The 16,554-nt window shown below is 70.5% G+C and carries 16 protein-coding genes and 2 tRNA genes; 6 read left to right on the plus strand and 12 right to left on the minus strand.

The window, feature by feature from the left end; genetic code table 11:
• Positions 1-67: 67 nt before the first annotated feature.
• Positions 68-140: transfer RNA gene (locus tag IEY30_RS01390), tRNA-Asn, on the plus strand.
• Positions 141-198: 58 nt separating this feature from the next.
• Here IEY30_RS01390 and IEY30_RS01395 read toward each other — a convergent pair.
• The 7 genes from IEY30_RS01395 to IEY30_RS01425 all read right to left on the minus strand — a co-directional run bounded on the left by IEY30_RS01395 (position 199) and on the right by IEY30_RS01425 (position 7,192).
• Positions 199-1,104: an amino acid ABC transporter permease gene (locus IEY30_RS01395; protein WP_030146452.1), complete on the minus strand. Its 906-nt coding sequence runs from the start codon at positions 1,102-1,104 to the stop codon at positions 199-201.
• Positions 1,101-1,766, minus strand: coding sequence for an amino acid ABC transporter permease (locus IEY30_RS01400; RefSeq protein ID WP_030146451.1), 666 nt, complete (start codon positions 1,764-1,766; stop codon positions 1,101-1,103). Before IEY30_RS01400 ends, IEY30_RS01395 begins: the two co-directional genes overlap by 4 nt.
• A 77-nt stretch (positions 1,767-1,843) precedes the next feature.
• Positions 1,844-2,680: a glutamate ABC transporter substrate-binding protein gene (locus IEY30_RS01405; RefSeq protein ID WP_030146450.1), complete on the minus strand. Its 837-nt coding sequence runs from the start codon at positions 2,678-2,680 to the stop codon at positions 1,844-1,846.
• Positions 2,681-2,762: 82 nt separating this feature from the next.
• On the minus strand, positions 2,763-3,491 hold the full coding sequence (locus tag IEY30_RS01410; RefSeq protein WP_030146449.1) for an amino acid ABC transporter ATP-binding protein: 729 nt from the start codon (positions 3,489-3,491) through the stop codon (positions 2,763-2,765).
• A 210-nt stretch (positions 3,492-3,701) separates the two neighbouring features.
• Positions 3,702-5,117, minus strand: coding sequence for a M23 family metallopeptidase (locus IEY30_RS01415; protein ID WP_081920275.1), 1,416 nt, complete (start codon positions 5,115-5,117; stop codon positions 3,702-3,704).
• A 364-nt stretch (positions 5,118-5,481) separates the two neighbouring features.
• Positions 5,482-6,432, minus strand: a complete 951-nt coding sequence (locus IEY30_RS01420) for a zinc metalloprotease (RefSeq protein WP_030146447.1) — start codon at positions 6,430-6,432, stop codon at positions 5,482-5,484.
• Positions 6,433-7,115: 683 nt separating this feature from the next.
• A tRNA-Ile gene (locus tag IEY30_RS01425) sits at positions 7,116-7,192 on the minus strand.
• A 206-nt stretch (positions 7,193-7,398) separates the two neighbouring features.
• Here IEY30_RS01425 and IEY30_RS01430 point away from each other — a divergent pair.
• The 5 genes from IEY30_RS01430 to IEY30_RS01450 all read left to right on the plus strand — a co-directional run bounded on the left by IEY30_RS01430 (position 7,399) and on the right by IEY30_RS01450 (position 11,184).
• Complete coding sequence (locus IEY30_RS01430) at positions 7,399-7,740, plus strand: bifunctional 3-phenylpropionate/cinnamic acid dioxygenase ferredoxin subunit (protein ID WP_030146446.1); 342 nt, start codon at positions 7,399-7,401, stop codon at positions 7,738-7,740.
• A 229-nt stretch (positions 7,741-7,969) separates the two neighbouring features.
• Positions 7,970-8,485: a DUF3145 domain-containing protein gene (locus IEY30_RS01435; RefSeq protein ID WP_081920274.1), complete on the plus strand. Its 516-nt coding sequence runs from the start codon at positions 7,970-7,972 to the stop codon at positions 8,483-8,485.
• A gap of 489 nt (positions 8,486-8,974) precedes the next feature.
• Positions 8,975-9,481: an HNH endonuclease gene (locus tag IEY30_RS01440; RefSeq protein WP_030146444.1), complete on the plus strand. Its 507-nt coding sequence runs from the start codon at positions 8,975-8,977 to the stop codon at positions 9,479-9,481.
• On the plus strand, positions 9,478-9,852 hold the full coding sequence (locus IEY30_RS01445) for a WhiB family transcriptional regulator (RefSeq protein WP_030146443.1): 375 nt from the start codon (positions 9,478-9,480) through the stop codon (positions 9,850-9,852). The genes IEY30_RS01440 and IEY30_RS01445 overlap by 4 nt, the downstream gene beginning before the upstream one ends.
• 123 nt (positions 9,853-9,975) lie before the next feature.
• Positions 9,976-11,184 (plus strand): RtcB family protein, encoded by a 1,209-nt coding sequence (locus IEY30_RS01450; protein ID WP_030146442.1) that lies wholly within the window; start codon positions 9,976-9,978, stop codon positions 11,182-11,184.
• A 105-nt stretch (positions 11,185-11,289) separates the two neighbouring features.
• Here IEY30_RS01450 and fabF read toward each other — a convergent pair whose 3' ends face one another.
• The 5 genes from fabF to IEY30_RS01475 all read right to left on the minus strand — a co-directional run bounded on the left by fabF (position 11,290) and on the right by IEY30_RS01475 (position 16,533).
• A complete protein-coding gene (fabF, locus tag IEY30_RS01455) occupies positions 11,290-12,540 on the minus strand; it encodes a beta-ketoacyl-ACP synthase II (RefSeq protein ID WP_030146441.1) in 1,251 nt (416 codons plus the stop codon).
• 178 nt (positions 12,541-12,718) lie between these two features.
• Complete coding sequence (locus IEY30_RS01460) at positions 12,719-12,967, minus strand: acyl carrier protein (protein WP_020145270.1); 249 nt, start codon at positions 12,965-12,967, stop codon at positions 12,719-12,721.
• A 138-nt stretch (positions 12,968-13,105) separates the two neighbouring features.
• Positions 13,106-14,161: a beta-ketoacyl-ACP synthase III gene (locus IEY30_RS01465; protein WP_030146440.1), complete on the minus strand. Its 1,056-nt coding sequence runs from the start codon at positions 14,159-14,161 to the stop codon at positions 13,106-13,108.
• A 139-nt stretch (positions 14,162-14,300) separates the two neighbouring features.
• Positions 14,301-15,233 carry an ACP S-malonyltransferase gene (locus tag IEY30_RS01470; RefSeq protein ID WP_030146439.1) on the minus strand — a complete coding sequence of 311 codons (933 nt, stop codon included), beginning with the start codon at positions 15,231-15,233 and terminating at the stop codon, positions 14,301-14,303.
• A 46-nt stretch (positions 15,234-15,279) separates the two neighbouring features.
• Entirely contained in the window at positions 15,280-16,533 is a 1,254-nt protein-coding gene (locus tag IEY30_RS01475; protein ID WP_043415603.1) for a PucR family transcriptional regulator, read from the minus strand.
• Positions 16,534-16,554: the final 21 nt, after the last annotated feature.

A 16,554-nucleotide genomic window follows, 5' to 3' on the forward strand; every position in this document is an offset into this window, starting at 1 on the left:
CGATTGCGAGGCGCCGCACCCGATTTCGTGTCCGCGCGAATGCTTTGCTATGGTTGCGCAGCAGCATTCCCCTGTAGCTCAATTGGCAGAGCAGCCGGCTGTTAACCGGCAGGTTATTGGTTCGAGTCCAATCGGGGGAGCACCGAACGAGAAGGGCCCCGACACCTGGTGTCGGGGCCCTTCTCGTTGGCGTCGAGGTCAGCGCCCGCCGCCGGTGCCGACACCTGAGCCGACCTCGAGGTCGGTGATCTCGGCGTCCGGGGCTCCAGCGGCGCGGTGGGACCCGCCACGTCGCTTGAGCCAGCCCTCCACGGCTCGGGCCAACCGCGTGAGCAGGTAGTTGATGGCGATGAAGATCAGCGCTGCCACGAGGTAGGCCGGGACCGTGTTGGCGTAGGCGGAGCCGAGGGTCTTTGCGGCGTTCAGCAGCTCCGGGTAGGTGATGACGACGCCGAGCGCGCTGTCCTTGAGCACGACGACGAGCTGGCCGACGAGCGCCGGCAGCATCGCCGTCAGGGCCTGGGGCAGCTGGATGGATCGCAACGTCTGGCCGGGCAAGAGCCCGATCGAGAGGCCGGCCTCGCTCTGGCCCTTCGGCAGGCTGAAGACGCCGGAACGGACCAGCTCGGCGATGACCGAGCCGTTGTAGAGCGTCAACGCCAGCACCACGGCAGCCAACGGCGCTGTCTGGGCGGAGACGAGGTCGCTCGTCGCGAAGTATCCGAAGTAGGCGAAGACCATCATGATCAGCACCGGCACCGAGCGGAAGAACTCCACGACGACGCCTGCCGGGATGCTGATCCACCTGTTCGACGACAGGCGCGCCATGCCGAAGACGATCCCGAAGATGCCGGCGAACACGACCGAGAGCGCCGCGGCCTTCGCCGTTCCCCAGAGACCGGGCAGGAGGTACTGCGTCCACACCTCGGGGTCGTTGACGAAGGGCGCCCACATGTAACCCTCGAGCTGGTTGGCCTCGCCCATCTTTCGCACGACCAGCCAGACGAGGGCGAGGGCGACCACGACACCGACCACGGTGAGGATGGCGTGACGCCGCCGGGCCTTGGGGCCGGGCGCGTCGAAAAGCACGATCTCGGAGCTCATCGCTTCACCGCCAGACGCTGGGAGAGATGGGTGAACAGGATCCCGAACGGCAGCGTGAGGATCACGAAACCGAGCGCGAACAGGAAGAAGGTCGGCAGGCTGGCGCCCTCGTTCTCGGTGATCTTGGCGAGCAGACCCGCCGCCTCCGACGTGCCGAGGATGACCGCCGCAACCGTCGTGTTCTTGATGAGGGCGATGAGGACCGAACCCAGCGGTGCCACCGCGCCGCGGAAGGCCTGCGGAAGCAGGACCTCGCGCAACGACTGCCCGAAGGTGAGCCCGATGGCACGCGCAGCCTCGGCCTGACCGGCTGGAACGGTGTTGACGCCACTGCGCAAGGCCTCGCAGACGAAGGCCGCGTGGTAGACGGACAACACCACGACGGCCCAGAGATAGGCGTTACGGGAGAGGTCCTGCGACAGGTTGATCCCCAGGATGAAGGAGAGCCCGAGGATGCTGAAGACCATGAGCAACGTCAGAGGCGTGTTGCGGAAGACGTTGACGTAGGACGTGCCGAGCAGTCGAAGGATCCTCACGGGCGAAACCCTGAGGATCGCCACGATGGTCCCGAGGACCAGCGCGCCGATCGCCGAGAGCACCGAGAGCTGGATCGTGACCCAGAACGCCCCGAAGATGTCGTACTTGCTGAGGATGTCGCCCATCCATCACCTCTCGTGATGATCCGGGCGCGGGATGCCAGACCGTTCGGACATCCCGCGCCCGTGCGTGTGCGTGTGCGTCAGGAGCAGGAAGCCGGGGTGGGCGGGTTGCCCGCACCCGGCTTGTAGCCGGCCGGCCCGAGGTTGGCGTCCACGGCCTTCTGCCAGGACCCGTCGCTGATCATCGTCTTGATGGCATCGGTGATCTTCTGGCACATGGCCGTGTCACCCTTCTTGATGCCGATGCCGTAGTTCTCCGTGGAGAACGGCTGGCCGACGACCTTGAGCTTGCCCTTGTACTGGTCCTGGGCGGCGTAGCCGGCGAGGATCGTGTCGTCGGTCGTCAGGGCGTCGATCGCGCCGGAAGCGAGCGCAGCGACGCACTCGGAGTACGTGCCGAACTCCTGGAGGTTGACGTCCGGCACCTTCTCCTTGACCTTCTGGGCTGAGGTCGAACCGGTCACCGAGCAGAGCTTCTTGCCCTTGAGGGTGTCCGGGCCGGTGATCGAGCTGTCGTCGGCGCGAACCAGAAGGTCCTGACCGGCGATGAAGTACGGCCCGGCGAAGCTGACCTTCTCCTTGCGGGCGTCGGTGATCGAGTAGGTCGCGACGACCATGTCGACCTGACCGGTCGAGATGAGCGTCTCACGCTGGGCGCTGGGAGCCTGGACCCAGGTGATGTCGCCCTCGGCAGTCCCGAGGGACTTGGCGACGTACTTCGCCACGTCGACGTCCATGCCGGTGAACTCGGTGCCCTTCTTGAGGCCGAGTCCGGGCTGGTCGAACTTGATGCCGATCTTGAGCCCCTTGCCGCCGCTGGAGCCGGCGTTGCCTCCGCTGTCGCTGGATCCACACGCGGCGAGCGTGAGCGCCAACGTCGCAGCCGCCGCAACGGCTCCGAGTCGTCGTGCCTTCATCTGGGTTCCTCCTGGGTGGTTGCTCACGGCACGCGGTGCTGCGTGCCGATCCCTGTCGATTGGTGCAGATGGTTCCGGTGGGTCAGTGCGTGAGGATCTTGCCGAGGAAGTCCTTGGCGCGGTCGCTGCGGGGGTTGGTGAAGAACTCCTGCGGCGTGCCGACCTCGACGATCTGGCCGTCGGCCATGAAGACGACGCGGTCCGCGGCCTTGCGGGCGAAGCCCATCTCGTGGGTCACGACGATCATCGTCATGCCCTCCTTGGCGAGGCCCACCATGACGTCGAGGACCTCGTTGACCATCTCCGGGTCGAGGGCCGACGTCGGCTCGTCGAAGAGCATGACCTTGGGGCCCATCGCGAGCGAGCGGGCGATCGCGACGCGCTGCTGCTGGCCGCCGGAGAGCTGGGCCGGGTACTTGTCGGCCTGTGCCTCGACACCGACCCGCTTGAGCAGCTCGGTGGCCTGCCGGTCCGCGTCGGACTTCGACTTCTTGCGCACCTTGATCGGCCCGAGCGTCACGTTGTCGCGGATCGTCTTGTGCGCGAACAGGTTGAAGGACTGGAAGACCATCCCGACGTCGGCCCGCAGCTGTGCGAGCGGCTTGCCCTCCTCGGGCAGTGCCTGACCGTCGATGGAGATGGTGCCCGACTCGATGGTCTCGAGGCGGTTGATGGCGCGGCACAGCGTCGACTTGCCCGAGCCGGACGGTCCGAGGACGACGACCACCTCGCCCTTGCCGACGGTGAGGTTGATGTCGCGCAGCACGTGTAGGTCGCCGAAGTGCTTGTTGACTCCGTCGATGACGACCATCGGGTCACGAGGCGTGTCCGGGGTCCGATCGCTCGGCACCGCGGCGGTGGGGTTCACGTCGTCCATCCCGGAAACCTATCGGCTCCAGCACCCGCGCGACACGCTCCGCGCCGAGCGTGCCCGAATCGTGAGGACCGCAGGCACGCGGTCGGCGCCCTGCTCCACGGGGAGCGGGGCGCCGACCGGTTCACACAGGCCCGGCCACGCGGGTCAGGGGCTGCCCTCCGCCGCCGTCGTCGAGGACGCGCTGGGCTCGCTCGTCGAGGTGGTGGGTTCGCTCGCCGCCGACGTGGCGGGCTTGCTCGTCGCGGTACCCGTGGACGAGCTCGTCGAGGTCTCTGCCGCGGTGGCGACCGCGGTGGCGGTCTTCAGGACGCGGGTCGCGGTCGCCGTGGCGGTCGCCGTAGCGGTGGCGGTCGCCGTCGGCTCGGACGCGGCGGGTGCGGCTGCAGCGGCGCTCGTCGAGCTCGGCGGGTCGGACACAGGCGCCTGGCTCGTGGCGGGGGACTGGGTCGTGGTCGTGGTGTCCGGAGGGGTCGTCGTGGTCGTCGTGCTGGGTGTGCCCGTCGTCGTCCCGGTCGTCCCCGTCGACCCTGTGGTGGTCGTCGTGCTCGGCGGGGTCGTCGTCGGGGGCATGGTGGACGTCGTGGCGCTGCCCGTCGGGGACGGCTTGGTGCTCGTCGGGGACGGCTTCGTCGTGGGAGCAGGAGAGCTCGTCGTGGGACGGCTCGTCGTCGGCGTGCCCGTGGGCTTGCTGGTCGACGGCGGACGGCCACCCGTGCTGCTGGGCGACGACGTCACGACGGTGGCCTCGGTGAGCGGGACGTCACCGTCCGCGACGGTGCGGATGACGCGGCTGCCCGGGTCGAGCACGAGGTGCGGGACGACGGCATACGGGACGGATGCCGTGGCTGACGGCGCGAAGCCGAGGTAGGGAGCGGGGTCGACGTAGCGGTCGTTGATGATGACGTCGAAGTGCAGGTGGCAGCCGGTGGACCAACCGGTCGTACCGCTCAGGCCGATGACCTGGCCCTGCTTGACGGCCTGGCCCTCGGTGACGAGGAACTTCGACTGGTGACCGTAGGCGGTCTTGACCGTCGGGCTGTGCTGGATGATCGTGCGTCCGCCCCATGACGCCGAGACCCGGGCGTAGATGACCGTGCCGTCCGCGGCTGCGTGGATCGGCGTGCCGCAGGCCGCCGCGAGGTCGATGCCGGTGTGGAACATCGGGCGACCGAGGAGCGGGTGGATGCGCGGGCCGAACGGCGAGGTCTCACCGCCGGCCACGGGGTGGATGAAGAGCGGCCGCCCGACGATCGGGGCCGCGATGGCCTCGGCCGTCGCCGGCGTCAGGCTGATCGCCGGGAACATGAACAGACCGCCACCGATGGCGGTCGAGAAGGCGGAGTCGACCGGAGCCAGCGCCGCTGTCGGGGCGCTGGCGGCCGTCGACCGGGACAGCTCGCCCTGGGCCTGCCCCACGGCAGCGACGGCGTCCTTCACGGCAGGCGACCCGGCCGCGAGCACGACCGATGCGGTCGGCGTCTGGGGTGCGCTGCCACCCAGGAAGGGCAGCATCGCAAAGAGCAGGAGCATCGTCGCGAAGGGCACAAGTCTGCCGCGCATCCGAATGTTCAGGACGCGCGGACCACTGCGCTCATTGGCGTCTGTCACCGTCAAGCCACCCCCCTCGAGGTACTGCTGCTGTCACCGTCGACCCTCGTGCGGTGGACCCGGCACCGCAACCGGAAGGCCATCGCGAACGCCCCCACGTCCTGACCGGCCGGTCCCCTCCACCATAGGTGCGAGGGTTGCACAAGGGGCGATTCCCGAGAAATTCGGTCGGGATCCGTGACGGATGTGACGGATGTGCCACATGTCCGGAACGCAGGTGTGGCCCGCCCGGTCCTGGGACTGGACGGGCCACACCTTCGAAGCACGCGGCATACGTCAGCGTGCGACGCTCCGGTGCGACGGGTTGGGGCTGGGATCAGCTGGTGGGGATCTGGCGGAAGTCGACCCAGGCGTCGTTCATGCGCTCGACCTGTCCCTTGGTGAACATGTTCATGCAGGAGTCCTGCGTGTAGTCCATGAAGTTGTGGATCGGGTCGAGGCCGGGCGCGGTGCACGTGTCGGCGCCGGTGGGGCAGTTGAACTGCGGCACCGCCTCGCGCGGGGTGTCGGCCACGAAGTCACCGCTCGCCGAGCACGCGCCCTTGAAGGTGTGCTCGAGCATGAGCCAGTGGCCCACCTCGTGCGTCAGGGTGTCGCCCTGCGCGTACTTGCCGGCCGTGCCGCCGGGCATCGACTCGTCGAGCATGACGACGCCGTCGATGTAGTCGCGACCGTTGTTGTAGCCCTTGGGGAAGTAGGCCCAGCCGAGCAGGCCGCCGCCGATGTTGGCGGAGTAGACGTTGAGGGTCTCGGAGTTGCCGGTGTAGAGCGCCTTCTTCATGTCGCGCTCGGTCTTGCCCGGGGAGACGGTGTACCACTGCGCGTTGACGGTGTAGTCGATCTTGGCGAGGGAGAAGCGGAACGGCGAGTCTGCGGCGTCAGGGGCGGTCTTGCCGCCGTAGGAGTCGTTGAGCACGGTCATCTGCGCGGCGATGAGCCGCTCCCAGCGCGCCTTCTCGGTGGCCGACAGCGTGTGGTCGGAGACGACGTGGAAGACGGTCGGGATGTGGACGCTGCCGTTGGGCAGGCGCGGGGCGTCCTTGATGACGCCGTATGCGTTGGCCTCGTTCTTGGAGTAGAGCTCGGGCTCCTTGGCCGTGCTCCCGGCCCGCACGCGAGCGAGGTCTGGCGCCGTCTGGCACTCCGTAGCCGCGGGCGACGGACGGGTCGGCGCGGCGCTCACTGTCGCGCTCGAGGAGCCGGCGGCGATGACGCTCGCGGCAGCGGCGGAGACCGCCAGCGCGCGCAGGATGGGCTTGGTCGACATACGTGTTCTCCCCAGTCTTGGTGGCCCCCGAGCCTTCGGTCATCGGAACCTATCCCGGGCCGGTGACGCCGTGGGGGCTTGGGACCTCCCAACCTCGGTCCCGCTCCTTGCAGGGATCTTGCGGAAACCACCGACTTTCGACGGGGCGATCTTGCAGACTGCCCGGCACAGTGGTTGTCGTGGGGGAGGAAGACCGGCGAACCCGTGGGGGGAAGCGCCGGAGTGGGGCCGGTAGGGGGTGAGGACGGGGTGGGTTCTGCCGGGGGAGTCGGCGGGACCCGCCCCGATCCCGTTCCACGGGGCTCGGAGGCGTGGGGCGAGATGGGGTGAACGGCACGACTCGTCCCATCTGTGCAATGTGCCGCATTTCGCACGATGCGCCCTCGCCGAGGGTGGAGACTGGAGCCAGGACGGCGCGGCCCCTTCTCGGGAGGAGGGTCGAGGTCGTCCCGCGGACGACGCCGACCTCACGGTCGATGGGCACGGTGCCCCGACTCCCACCCCCGGGGCCCGTGTCCACCCCCCACGTCGTCCGCGCGCCCTTGGGTCCTCGAACGGACCGCGAGGCGCAGGACTGGCCGGCGGTGGTCGCACCCCGACGGCCAGTCCACGCCCGCAGGACAGGTCCAGACGCCTACCGCGACGTGACAGGGCGAACCTGGACGAACCGGGACGAACCACCGTGGTGGGGCAGCAGGGGCTTGAACCCTGGACCGACGGATTATGAGTCCGCTGCTCTGACCGGCTGAGCTACTGCCCCGGGACCTGACGCCGGCATGGCCGACGAGGTCGGTCGGAGTCTAGCGAGCGCTCCGACCTGGTCACGCCTCCGGTCGAGCCGCGTCGGTCCAGCCCCGGCCGAGCTGCCTCGGTCGAGCTGCGCTAGAGCCCCGTTCCACGGTGCGCTCGCGCCACCCTCTAGGCTCGCCGTGACCGTGGTCCCGAGCAGGTGAGGAACGAGCTGGCATGAGTGACGGCATCCGCGTGGCGTCGGTCGACGACGTCGAGCCCGGCGAGGCGCTCGTGCTCGACACCGCGCTGACGGTGACGGACGAGCCGATCTCGCTCTTCCGCGACGACGACGGCACCTACTACGCCCTCGACGACACGTGTTCGCACGAGGACGCGTCCCTCGCGGAGGGCTGGATCGAGGCCGGTGAGGTGGAGTGCCCGCTGCACGCCACCCGTTTCTGCCTCAGCGACGGCCGGCCGATGTGCCTGCCCGCCACCAAGCCCGTGCGGACCCACCGGGTCGAGATCCGGGACGACGAGGTGTACCTCTTCCCCGGGGAGCCACGCGGCGCCTGACGGTGGAGCGGCCCGTGCGCAGTCGCAGACCCGGTCGCAGCGGGTCGTCCAGGAAACACCAAAACGGACAAATCCGATCGTGAGACTGCTGGTGCCCGTGTGGACCATGGTGCACAATGGGCGAGTGCTCGAGGTCGAGCACGCACGATCCGCCGTCACCGAAGCAGTCCACCCGTTCACGAAGTAGCAGGCGTTGGGGAAGACGTCCCTGCAACTTCAGGAGGTTCGGATGGCTGTCGCGATGCCGCGCACCCAGACAGGCGGGGTTCTGTTCATACACGGAGCCCCGGCCGCGCTGTGCCCGCACATCACGTGGGCGATCGAGGCCGTCCTCGACGAACGGGTGACGCTCGACTGGATCCCTCAGCCCGCCGCTCCCCGGATGATGCGCACCGAGCTCCCGTGGTCCGGCGCCGTCGGCACCGGCGCCGAGCTCGCCAGTGCCCTCCGCGGATGGGACGGCCTGCGCTACGAGGTGACCGAGGACCCGTCGCCGGGATGCGACGGCGCGCGCTGGTCCTACACGCCCCGTCTCGGCATCCACCACGCCATGACCTCCGCGTCCGGTGACGCCGTCGTGCAGGAGGACCGGCTCCGCGAGGCGATCCTGCGCACCCGCGGCGACGCCGAGGCCCTCCAGGACGAGATCGACCTGCTCCTCGGCATCCCGTGGGACGACGAGCTCGAGGTGTTCCGCTACGCGGGCGACGGTGCTGCCGTTCGCTGGATGCACAAGGTGGGCTGACCACCGCACGTCTCGTCCGCCACGACCTCCAGCGTGGCGTCCGAGGTGACGAGGGCCCGGGCGGTTCGTGCTCCCGGGCCCTCGTCATGTCCGGCTCGTCCCCGGCGCGTCGACCCGGAGCCGAAAACCACTGGGCAACAGCCGCCTGCGCCTGTCATCATCGACCCGGCGCCAGCATCACTGTGCGCCAACCCATCTCCCTCACCCGCAGACGAAGGGCCAACCATGGCAACGGGACTCACCACCGAAGCGAAGCGCAGCCTGTGCCTCGCCGATGTGGCCTACCCGTTCCCAGGGGAGTGCCGCATCCGGCACACCCAGCCGTGGAGTCCCCACCTGCGATCTCGCTGACGCGACGAGCCTGACCGGCTCCGTCCCTCGAGCCGCCCACCGGGATGACCCGGACGGGCGGCTCTTCTCGTGCCGCCCGTCGCCGCCAGTGAACAGAGACGACGACACGAGTCGCCATGAGGGAGAGGAGGATCGGCCATGACCCAGGTCGAGGTGTGGAACGCCGACGAGACGCTGCTCCACCGGGTATCGGTGCGGCACGCCGTGCGGATGATCTGGCGCGGCGTCGCCACACCGGTCGAGGTCCACGCGACCGAGCGCTTCGGTCCCTACCAGGTCCCGGTCGTCGTCCGACTCGTGCGGTACGTGGAGCAGAAGTGGCTCTACTCGCGCACCCGGGCGACCTACTCCCGCGAGGGCGTCCTGCTCCGTGACCGCGGGCAGTGCGCCTACTGCGGACGCTTCACCGCCACGACCATGGACCACGTCCTCCCGCACTCACGAGGCGGCGCGACGTCGTGGGCCAACGCGGTCGCGGCCTGCGAGCCGTGCAACGCCCGCAAGGGTGACCGCACCCCCGACGAGGCGCGGATGCCCCTGCGATGGGACCCCTACGTGCCCACCCGGGTGCAGCTGCACTTCGCCCGCGCCACCACGCCCACCCCGAGCCCCACCAGCACCGAGCGGAAGGAGTCCGACCCATGACCAGGAACCGCACCCCCGTGCGCACGCAGTCCCTCGCCCAGGTGGGGCTCCGGCCTGCGGCCCGAACGGGTCAGGGACTCGACGCCTGGATCTTCCGCGCCGCGTCCGAGCACCCGTTCGAGCTCGACGGTGCCGTGCCGAGCTGCGCAGCCCACGACCCGGAGCTGTTCTGGCCGGCCACGGAGAGCGAGGCGGAGCGGGCCAAGGCGGTGTGCGCGACGTGCCCCCTGGCCGAGGTCTGCCTCGCCGTCGCCCAGCGTCGGTTCGAGTGGGGCGTCTGGGGCGGCGAGCTGCTCGCCAAGGGTCGTCCCACCACGGACCTGCCGGGCAACGTGCGCCCGTCCCCGCACGACAGCGCGCGCAGCGCCTGATAAACGAGGGCGTATGCCGGGTGGCCGGCTCCCCGCGAGCCCGCCACCCGGCATACGCCACCGCGCACCGACACAGCACGACCACCATCGGGCGACCGCCCGTTTCACGAGAGGATGAGCACCATGACCACCTTCCCTGTCGCGCTCCCTGGCGCGCAGGCCTCCACACTGATGTGGGCCGATCCCGACGAGGTTGAGACGGCCGCGCTGGACCAGCTGCGCAACATCAGCCGGCTGCCCTGGGTGCACGGCCTGCGCGTCATGCCGGACGTCCACCTCGGCAAGGGCGCCACCGTCGGCTCGGTCATCGCCATGCGCGACGCCGTGTCGCCCGCCGCGGTCGGCGTCGACATCGGCTGCGGCATGACCGGCGTCCGGACCAACCTCACGGCTGCCGACCTGCCCGACGACCTCGGCCCCCTGCGGTCGGCGATCGAGTCGGTGCTGCCCGTCGGCTGGAACGCCAACGACGGCTCGGCGCCCGTGCTCGCGCGCGACGCGGGGCTGGCCGGGCGCTTCGACACGCTCATGGGCCGGTTCGCCGAGCTGCGCGCGCCGAAGATCGCAGATCGTGCGAATCGTGCTGCGGCACAGTGCGGTTCGCTGGGCAGCGGTAACCACTTCTGGGAGCTGTGTGAGGGCGACGACGGCCACCTCTGGCTCATGCTGCACTCGGGCTCGCGCAACATCGGCAAGGAGCTCGCGGAGCGGCACATCGCCACGGCCAAGACGCTCGAGCACAACCTCGGCCTGCCCGACCGTGACCTCGCGGTCTTCCTCGCCGGGACGGGCGAGATGGCGGCGTACCTCCACGACCTGTACTGGGCGCAGGAGTACGCCCTGCTCAACCGCGAGGTGATGATGGCGACGACGCGTGAGGTCGTGCGCACGCACTTCCCGGGCGTCGTGTTCGACGAGCCGGTGCGCTGCCACCACAACTACGTGTCGGAGGAGACCTACGACGGGGTGGACGTCGTCGTGACGCGGAAGGGGGCGATCCGGGCCGCGGCCGGCGACCTCGGCCTCATCCCCGGGTCGATGGGCACGGGCTCCTACGTCATCCGCGGCCTGGGCAACGAGGCGTCGTTCAACTCCGCGAGCCACGGCGCAGGCCGCCGGATGTCGCGCAACGCGGCCAAGCGTCGGTTCACGGTCGAGGACCTGCGGGCCCAGACGGCCGGCATCGAGTGCCGCAAGGACGCCGGGGTCATCGACGAGATCCCCTCGGCCTACAAGGATCTCGAGTCGGTGATCGCGGCGCAGACGACCGGGCCGAGCCCGCTCGTCGAGGTCGTGGCGCGGCTGACGACGCTGCTCTGCGTCAAGGGGTAGCCGCCACGCCGGTTCGGCGTCGGACGTGGGACGGGGCGCTCACTCGAGGGAGGCAAACCTCCCGGCGTGTCGAGTGAGCGCCCCGTCCCGGCGCGTCGTGCGTCCTCAGATGCTGCGGATCGCCAGGGCGACGTTGTGGCCGCCGAAGCCGAACGAGTTGTTCAGGGCCGCGATGTCGCCGTCGGGCAGCTTCTGGTGCTCGCCGGTGACGACGTTGAGCGCGATCTCGGGGTCCTGCTCGTCGAGGTTGATCGTGGCCGGCACGAGCCGGTTGTGGATCGACTGGATCGTGATGACGGCCTCGAGTGCGCCGGCCGCGCCGAGCAGGTGGCCGGTCATGGACTTCGTGGCCGTGACCGTCAGGTCGTCGGTGTGGTCGCCGAAGGCCCGCTTGATCGCGTTGTACTCCGCGACGTCGCCCACCGGGGTCGAGGTGGCGTGCGCGTTGATGTGGATGATGTCGGTCGGCGACAGGTCGGCCCGCTCGACGGCATACAGCATCGCGCGGGACGCGCCCGACCCGTTGGGCTCGGGGGCGGTGATGTGGTGCGCGTCGGCCGACATGCCGACGCTCGCGAGCTCGGCGTAGATGCGCGCACCGCGGGCCCGGGCGTGCTCCTCGGACTCGAGCACGATGACGGCAGCGCCCTCGCCGAGGACGAAGCCGTCGCGGCCGGTGTCGTAGGGGCGCGAGGCCTTCGCGGGGTCGTCGTTGCGTGTCGAGAGGGCCTGCATGGCGGCGAAGCCGGCGATCGGCAGCGGGTGGACCGCTGCCTCGGTGCCACCGGCGACGACGACGTCGGCCCGACCGGTGCGGATCATGTCGATCGCGTAGCCCATGCTCTCGGCGCCGGAGGCGCAGGCGCTGACGGTCGTGTGGGCGCCGGCGCGGGCACCGAGGTCGAGCGACACCGCGGCCGCAGGGCCGTTGGGCATGAGCATCGGTACGGCGAGGGGGTAGACCCGTCGGGGGCCCTTCTCGCGCAGGTTGTCCCACTGGTCGAGCAGCGTCCACACGCCGCCGATGCCGGAGCCGATCGCGGCGCCGAGGCGCTCCGGCTCGACCTCCGGCTTGCCGGCGTCGGCCCAGGCCTCGCGGGCGGCGATGAGGGCGTACTGGCTCGACGGGTCGAGACGGCGGGTCTCGACCTTGGCGAGGACGTCACCGGGCGGGGTGGCGATGGTCGCGGCGAAGGTGACGGGGAGCTCGTACTTGGCGACCCAGTCGAACTCCATGGGGCGTGCGCCGGACCGGCCGGCGAGCAGGGCCTCCCACGTCTCCGTGGCGGTTCCGCCCAGGGGCGTGGTGGCTCCGAGACCGGTGACCACGACGCGTCGGTCGCGATTGGACGTCATGGTGACGTGCTCCTCTGAGTCGAGTGGGGTGAGGTCGTGCTGGTCCTGCGGGCGGTGCAGGTCGTACGGGTGGTGCAGGTCGTGCGGGTGGTGCAGGTCGTGCGAGTCACCACGAGGGGTGGGTGCTTGCTGGTGCGGCTCGGTCGGCGCCCGGTGTCCCGGGCGCCGACCGGGTGCGTCAGGACTGCGCGCCGGCGATGAAGGTGACGGCGTCGCGGACGGTCTTGAGGTTCTTGACCTCGCTGTCCGGGATGCGCACGCCGAACTTCTCCTCGGCGTTGACGACGATCGTCATCATCGACAGGGAGTCGATGTCGAGGTCCTCGGTGAAGGACTTGTCCATCTCGACGGACGCGGTGTCGAGACCGGTCTCCTCGTTGACGATCTCGGCAAGACCCTCGAGGATCTCCTGCTCGGACTGAGCCATCTGTCTGCTCCTTGTTCGTGTTGGCGGTTCGTGCTGGCGGTGGTGCCCGGTTCGGTCATCCGTGGTGGATGACCTCCCCTGGCCCGAATGACCCGTCGGGACCGGCGGGAGTGCTGGGACTGCCCGTGCTGGGAGTGCTCAGGGCAGCACGACGACCTGCGCGGCATACACGAGGCCGGCTCCGAAGCCGATCTGGAGCGCGAGGCCGCCGCTGGGGATCTCCTTCTCGGCGAGCATCCGCGTCGTCGCGATCGGGATCGAGGCCGCCGAGGTGTTGGCGGTGGTCACGATGTCGCGGGCGACGGGGATGTCGGCCGGCAGCTTGAGCTGCTTGACCATCGCGTCGATGATGCGGATGTTCGCCTGGTGCGGGATGAACGCGTCGAGGTCGTCGGCCTTGATGCCGGCCTTGTCGATGGCCTGCTGCGCGACGGGGGCCATGCCCCAGACGGCCCAGCGGAAGACGGTCTGGCCGGCCATGCCGATCGCGGGCCAGACGTTCTTGTCGGCCTGGGCCGACTGCCACGACTCGCGCACGTCGGTCCACGCCTGCTTCTGCGTGATGGCGTCGCGCTGCGTGCCGTCGGAGCCCCACACGGTCGGGCCGATGCCCGGGGTGTCGCTCGGGCCGACGATGCAGGCGCCCGCTCCGTCGCCAAAGATGAAGGCGCTGCCGCGGTCGTAGGGGTCGGTGAAATCGCTGAGCTTCTCGACGCCGACGACGAGGACGTAGTCGGCCGAGCCGCCCTTGACCATGTCGCTCGCCATCGCCACGCCGTAGCAGTAGCCCGCACAGGCTGCCGAGATGTCGAGGGCGGGCGCGGTCGAGCCGAGGCGCGAGGCGAGCTCGGGCGCGGCGGCGGGCGTCTGGTACGGGTGCGTCACCGTGGCGACGAGGACGAAGCCGATCTGCTCGGGCGAGATGCCCGCGTGCTCGAGGGCCTGGCGCGAGGCTGCCTCGGCCATGTCGATGACGCTCTCGTCGTCGGCGGCGAAGTGACGGCTGATGATGCCGGACCGCTCTCGGATCCACTCGTCGCTCGAGTCGATCTTGTCGACGATCTCGGAGTTCATGACGACGCGGGCCGGGCGGTAGGCACCGACGCCGAGGATCCGCGAGTGGCGCGCGGCGCCGTTGTCGACGAGGGTGCCGGTGCCCTTGGGCGTCGGCGCGGTGGCGCTGGGGGATGTCACGTGAGGCCTTCTCGAGGGTGAGGGTTCAGATGGGTGCTGGAGCGGCGCTGGAGCGGTCCGTGGGTGCCGGGGTCGCCGTCACGCGGCGACCTCTCCATGAGCGTGCCCCTGTCGGGGTCGGTGCGCCAGTCTTGGTCCGTCACGTCGTCGTGTGGGCCTTGATGAGGCTCTGGGCGGCCTCGAGGTCGTCGGGAGTCTTGACGGCCAGGGTCTCGACGCCGGGCATCGCGCGCTTGGCGAGGCCGACGAGGGTGCCTGCGGGGGCGAGCTCGAGCAAGCCGGTGACACCGAGCGAGAGCATCGTCTCCATGCAGCGGTCCCAGCGCACGGGGTTGCTGACCTGGCGGACGAGCCGGTCGAGCGCGTCCGGGCCGTCGGCGACGGTGGCGCCGTCGGCGTTCGAGAGCAGGCGGAGGGTGGGCGCGGCGGGCGTGACGTCGGCAGCGGCCGCAGCGAGGGCGTCGACGGCGGGCGCCATGTGATGGGTGTGGAAGGCGCCTGCGACCTGCAGCGCGATGACCCGCGCCTTGGCCGGTGCAGCGGCGCGCAGCGCCTCGACCTGCTCGAGGGTGCCGGCGGCCACGACCTGGCCGGCGCCGTTGATGTTGGCCGGTGTGAGGCCGTGGGCCTCGAGCGCAGCGAGGACCTCGTCCGGGTCGCCGCCGAGCACGGCCGCCATCCCCGTCGGGGTGACCGCGCTGGCCTGCGCCATGGCACGGCCGCGCGTGGCGACGAGCGAGATGGCCTGCTCGTCGGTCACGACGCCGGCGAGTGCCGTGGCCGTGAGCTCGCCCACGGAGTGGCCGGCGAGGACGGCGCCCGTCGCGGCGAGGTCGGAGCGGGCGGGGAACAGTGCGTCGGCGGTGACGAGGCCGGCCGCGACGATGAGCGGCTGGGCGACGGCCGTGTCCTTGATGGTGTCGGCGTCGGACTCCGTGCCGTGGGTCACGAGGTCGAGGCCGGCAGCCTGGCCGAGCGCGGTCAGCTGGTCACGCACCCCCTCGAGCTCGAGCCAGGGGGTGAGGAAGCCGGGAGTCTGGGAGCCCTGTCCGGGGCACACGATCGCTAGCACGTGGTCAACCTTTCCCGGTTACCGGTGAGGACCCCGTCACCGAATGTCACGAAGTCGTGGGGGATACTTTGGAGGTTTCCTCCAAGGTCGTGTGGTTGACGGCCGCGCGGCCCGAGACGGCGGGGCCCGGCGGCAGCGCGAGTCGTCCCAGTGCCAGGGCGATCCGCACGGTCCACGCCTCGCGCGGCGAGGTGAGGTCGTAGCCCGTCACGTCGGAGATGCGTCCGAGCCGGTAGCGGACGGTGTTGGGGTGCACGAAGAGGGAGCGCGCGCTGGCCTCCAGGGAGCCGCCGGTCTCGAGGTAGGCCGTGGCCGTCTGCAGCAGTGGGGCATGGCTCGCTGCCGCGAGGGGGCGGTAGATGCGCTCGACGAGGATGCGCCGGGCCGGCGGGTCACCGGCGAGCGCGCGCTCCGGCAGGACGACGTCCGACTCGAGGACCCGTGGTGCGTCCGGCCAGGCGGCGGCCGCGGCGAGACCGCTGAGGGCGGCGCGCGCCGACCGGCCCGCGGCGAAGAGGTGGGGCACGGTGGGCCCGACCACGATGGGCCCCGGGCCGAAGCAGTCGGCGACGGCCTCGACGACCCGCGACGCCTCGCGCGTCCCGCCGAGGATCGCGATGAGGCGCGACCTCTGGACGATCGCCAGCGCCTCGACCCGGTGCTGGCGAACCGACCGACGCAGGTCGTCCACGGCCGGGACGGCGCCTCCGGCAACGGTGGGCGTGCTGCCCACGACGAACGTCACGTCGGCGACGTCGCCCCACCCGAGAGCGCTGGCCCGCGACTGCATCGAGTCGTCGGCCTCACCACGCAGCACGGCGTCGACGACCAGCGCCTCGAGCCGGGCGTCCCACGCACCGCGCGCCTCGGCGGCCCCGGCATAGACCTCGGCAGCGGCGAAGGCGATCTCGCGCGAGAAGCGGAGCACGGACTCGCGCAGCAGCTGCTCGTCCCCGGGGCCCGCGAGGCTCTCGACGCGGGACTCGACGACGTCGACGACCGTGCGAACGAGGTCCAGGGTCTGGCGCAGGCTCACCGACCGCGTCAGCTCCTGCGGCGCGTTCGCGAAGATCGAGATGGCCGACGGCGGATGGCTCTCCTCCTGGTGGAACCAGGCGATGAACTGCGAGATGCCGGCCTGGGCGACGAGCCCGACCTGAGACCGTTCTTCAGCGGAGAGCTCGCGGTACCACCGCAGGTGCTCCTCCATCCGCTGCGACGCGAGCGTCGCGAGCTCCCCGGCGCTGCGCTCGACGGCGCGTGACGTCGCCTCGCTCGGGTGCTGCCGCGGTCCGCTCACGGTGTCAGCCTATGGCGGTGC

Source organism: Terrabacter tumescens, from assembly GCF_014646815.1.
GTDB lineage: Bacteria > Actinomycetota > Actinomycetes > Actinomycetales > Dermatophilaceae > Terrabacter > Terrabacter tumescens.

What these genes read in the sequence shown, in the direction of transcription:
- IEY30_RS01395 (WP_030146452.1), bottom strand. Translation starts at nt 1,104, where the DNA reads ATGAGCTCCGAGATCGTGCTTTTCGACGCGCCCGGCCCCAAGGCCCGG.
- IEY30_RS01400 (WP_030146451.1), bottom strand. Translation starts at nt 1,766, where the DNA reads ATGGGCGACATCCTCAGCAAGTACGACATCTTCGGGGCGTTCTGGGTC.
- IEY30_RS01405 (WP_030146450.1), bottom strand. Translation starts at nt 2,680, where the DNA reads ATGAAGGCACGACGACTCGGAGCCGTTGCGGCGGCTGCGACGTTGGCG.
- IEY30_RS01410 (WP_030146449.1), bottom strand. Translation starts at nt 3,491, where the DNA reads ATGGTCGTCATCGACGGAGTCAACAAGCACTTCGGCGACCTACACGTG.
- IEY30_RS01415 (WP_081920275.1), bottom strand. Translation starts at nt 5,117, where the DNA reads ATGCGCGGCAGACTTGTGCCCTTCGCGACGATGCTCCTGCTCTTTGCG.
- IEY30_RS01420 (WP_030146447.1), bottom strand. Translation starts at nt 6,432, where the DNA reads ATGTCGACCAAGCCCATCCTGCGCGCGCTGGCGGTCTCCGCCGCTGCC.
- IEY30_RS01430 (WP_030146446.1), top strand. Translation starts at nt 7,399, where the DNA reads ATGAGTGACGGCATCCGCGTGGCGTCGGTCGACGACGTCGAGCCCGGC.
- IEY30_RS01435 (WP_081920274.1), top strand. Translation starts at nt 7,970, where the DNA reads ATGGCTGTCGCGATGCCGCGCACCCAGACAGGCGGGGTTCTGTTCATA.
- IEY30_RS01440 (WP_030146444.1), top strand. Translation starts at nt 8,975, where the DNA reads ATGACCCAGGTCGAGGTGTGGAACGCCGACGAGACGCTGCTCCACCGG.
- IEY30_RS01445 (WP_030146443.1), top strand. Translation starts at nt 9,478, where the DNA reads ATGACCAGGAACCGCACCCCCGTGCGCACGCAGTCCCTCGCCCAGGTG.
- IEY30_RS01450 (WP_030146442.1), top strand. Translation starts at nt 9,976, where the DNA reads ATGACCACCTTCCCTGTCGCGCTCCCTGGCGCGCAGGCCTCCACACTG.
- fabF (WP_030146441.1), bottom strand. Translation starts at nt 12,540, where the DNA reads ATGACGTCCAATCGCGACCGACGCGTCGTGGTCACCGGTCTCGGAGCC.
- IEY30_RS01460 (WP_020145270.1), bottom strand. Translation starts at nt 12,967, where the DNA reads ATGGCTCAGTCCGAGCAGGAGATCCTCGAGGGTCTTGCCGAGATCGTC.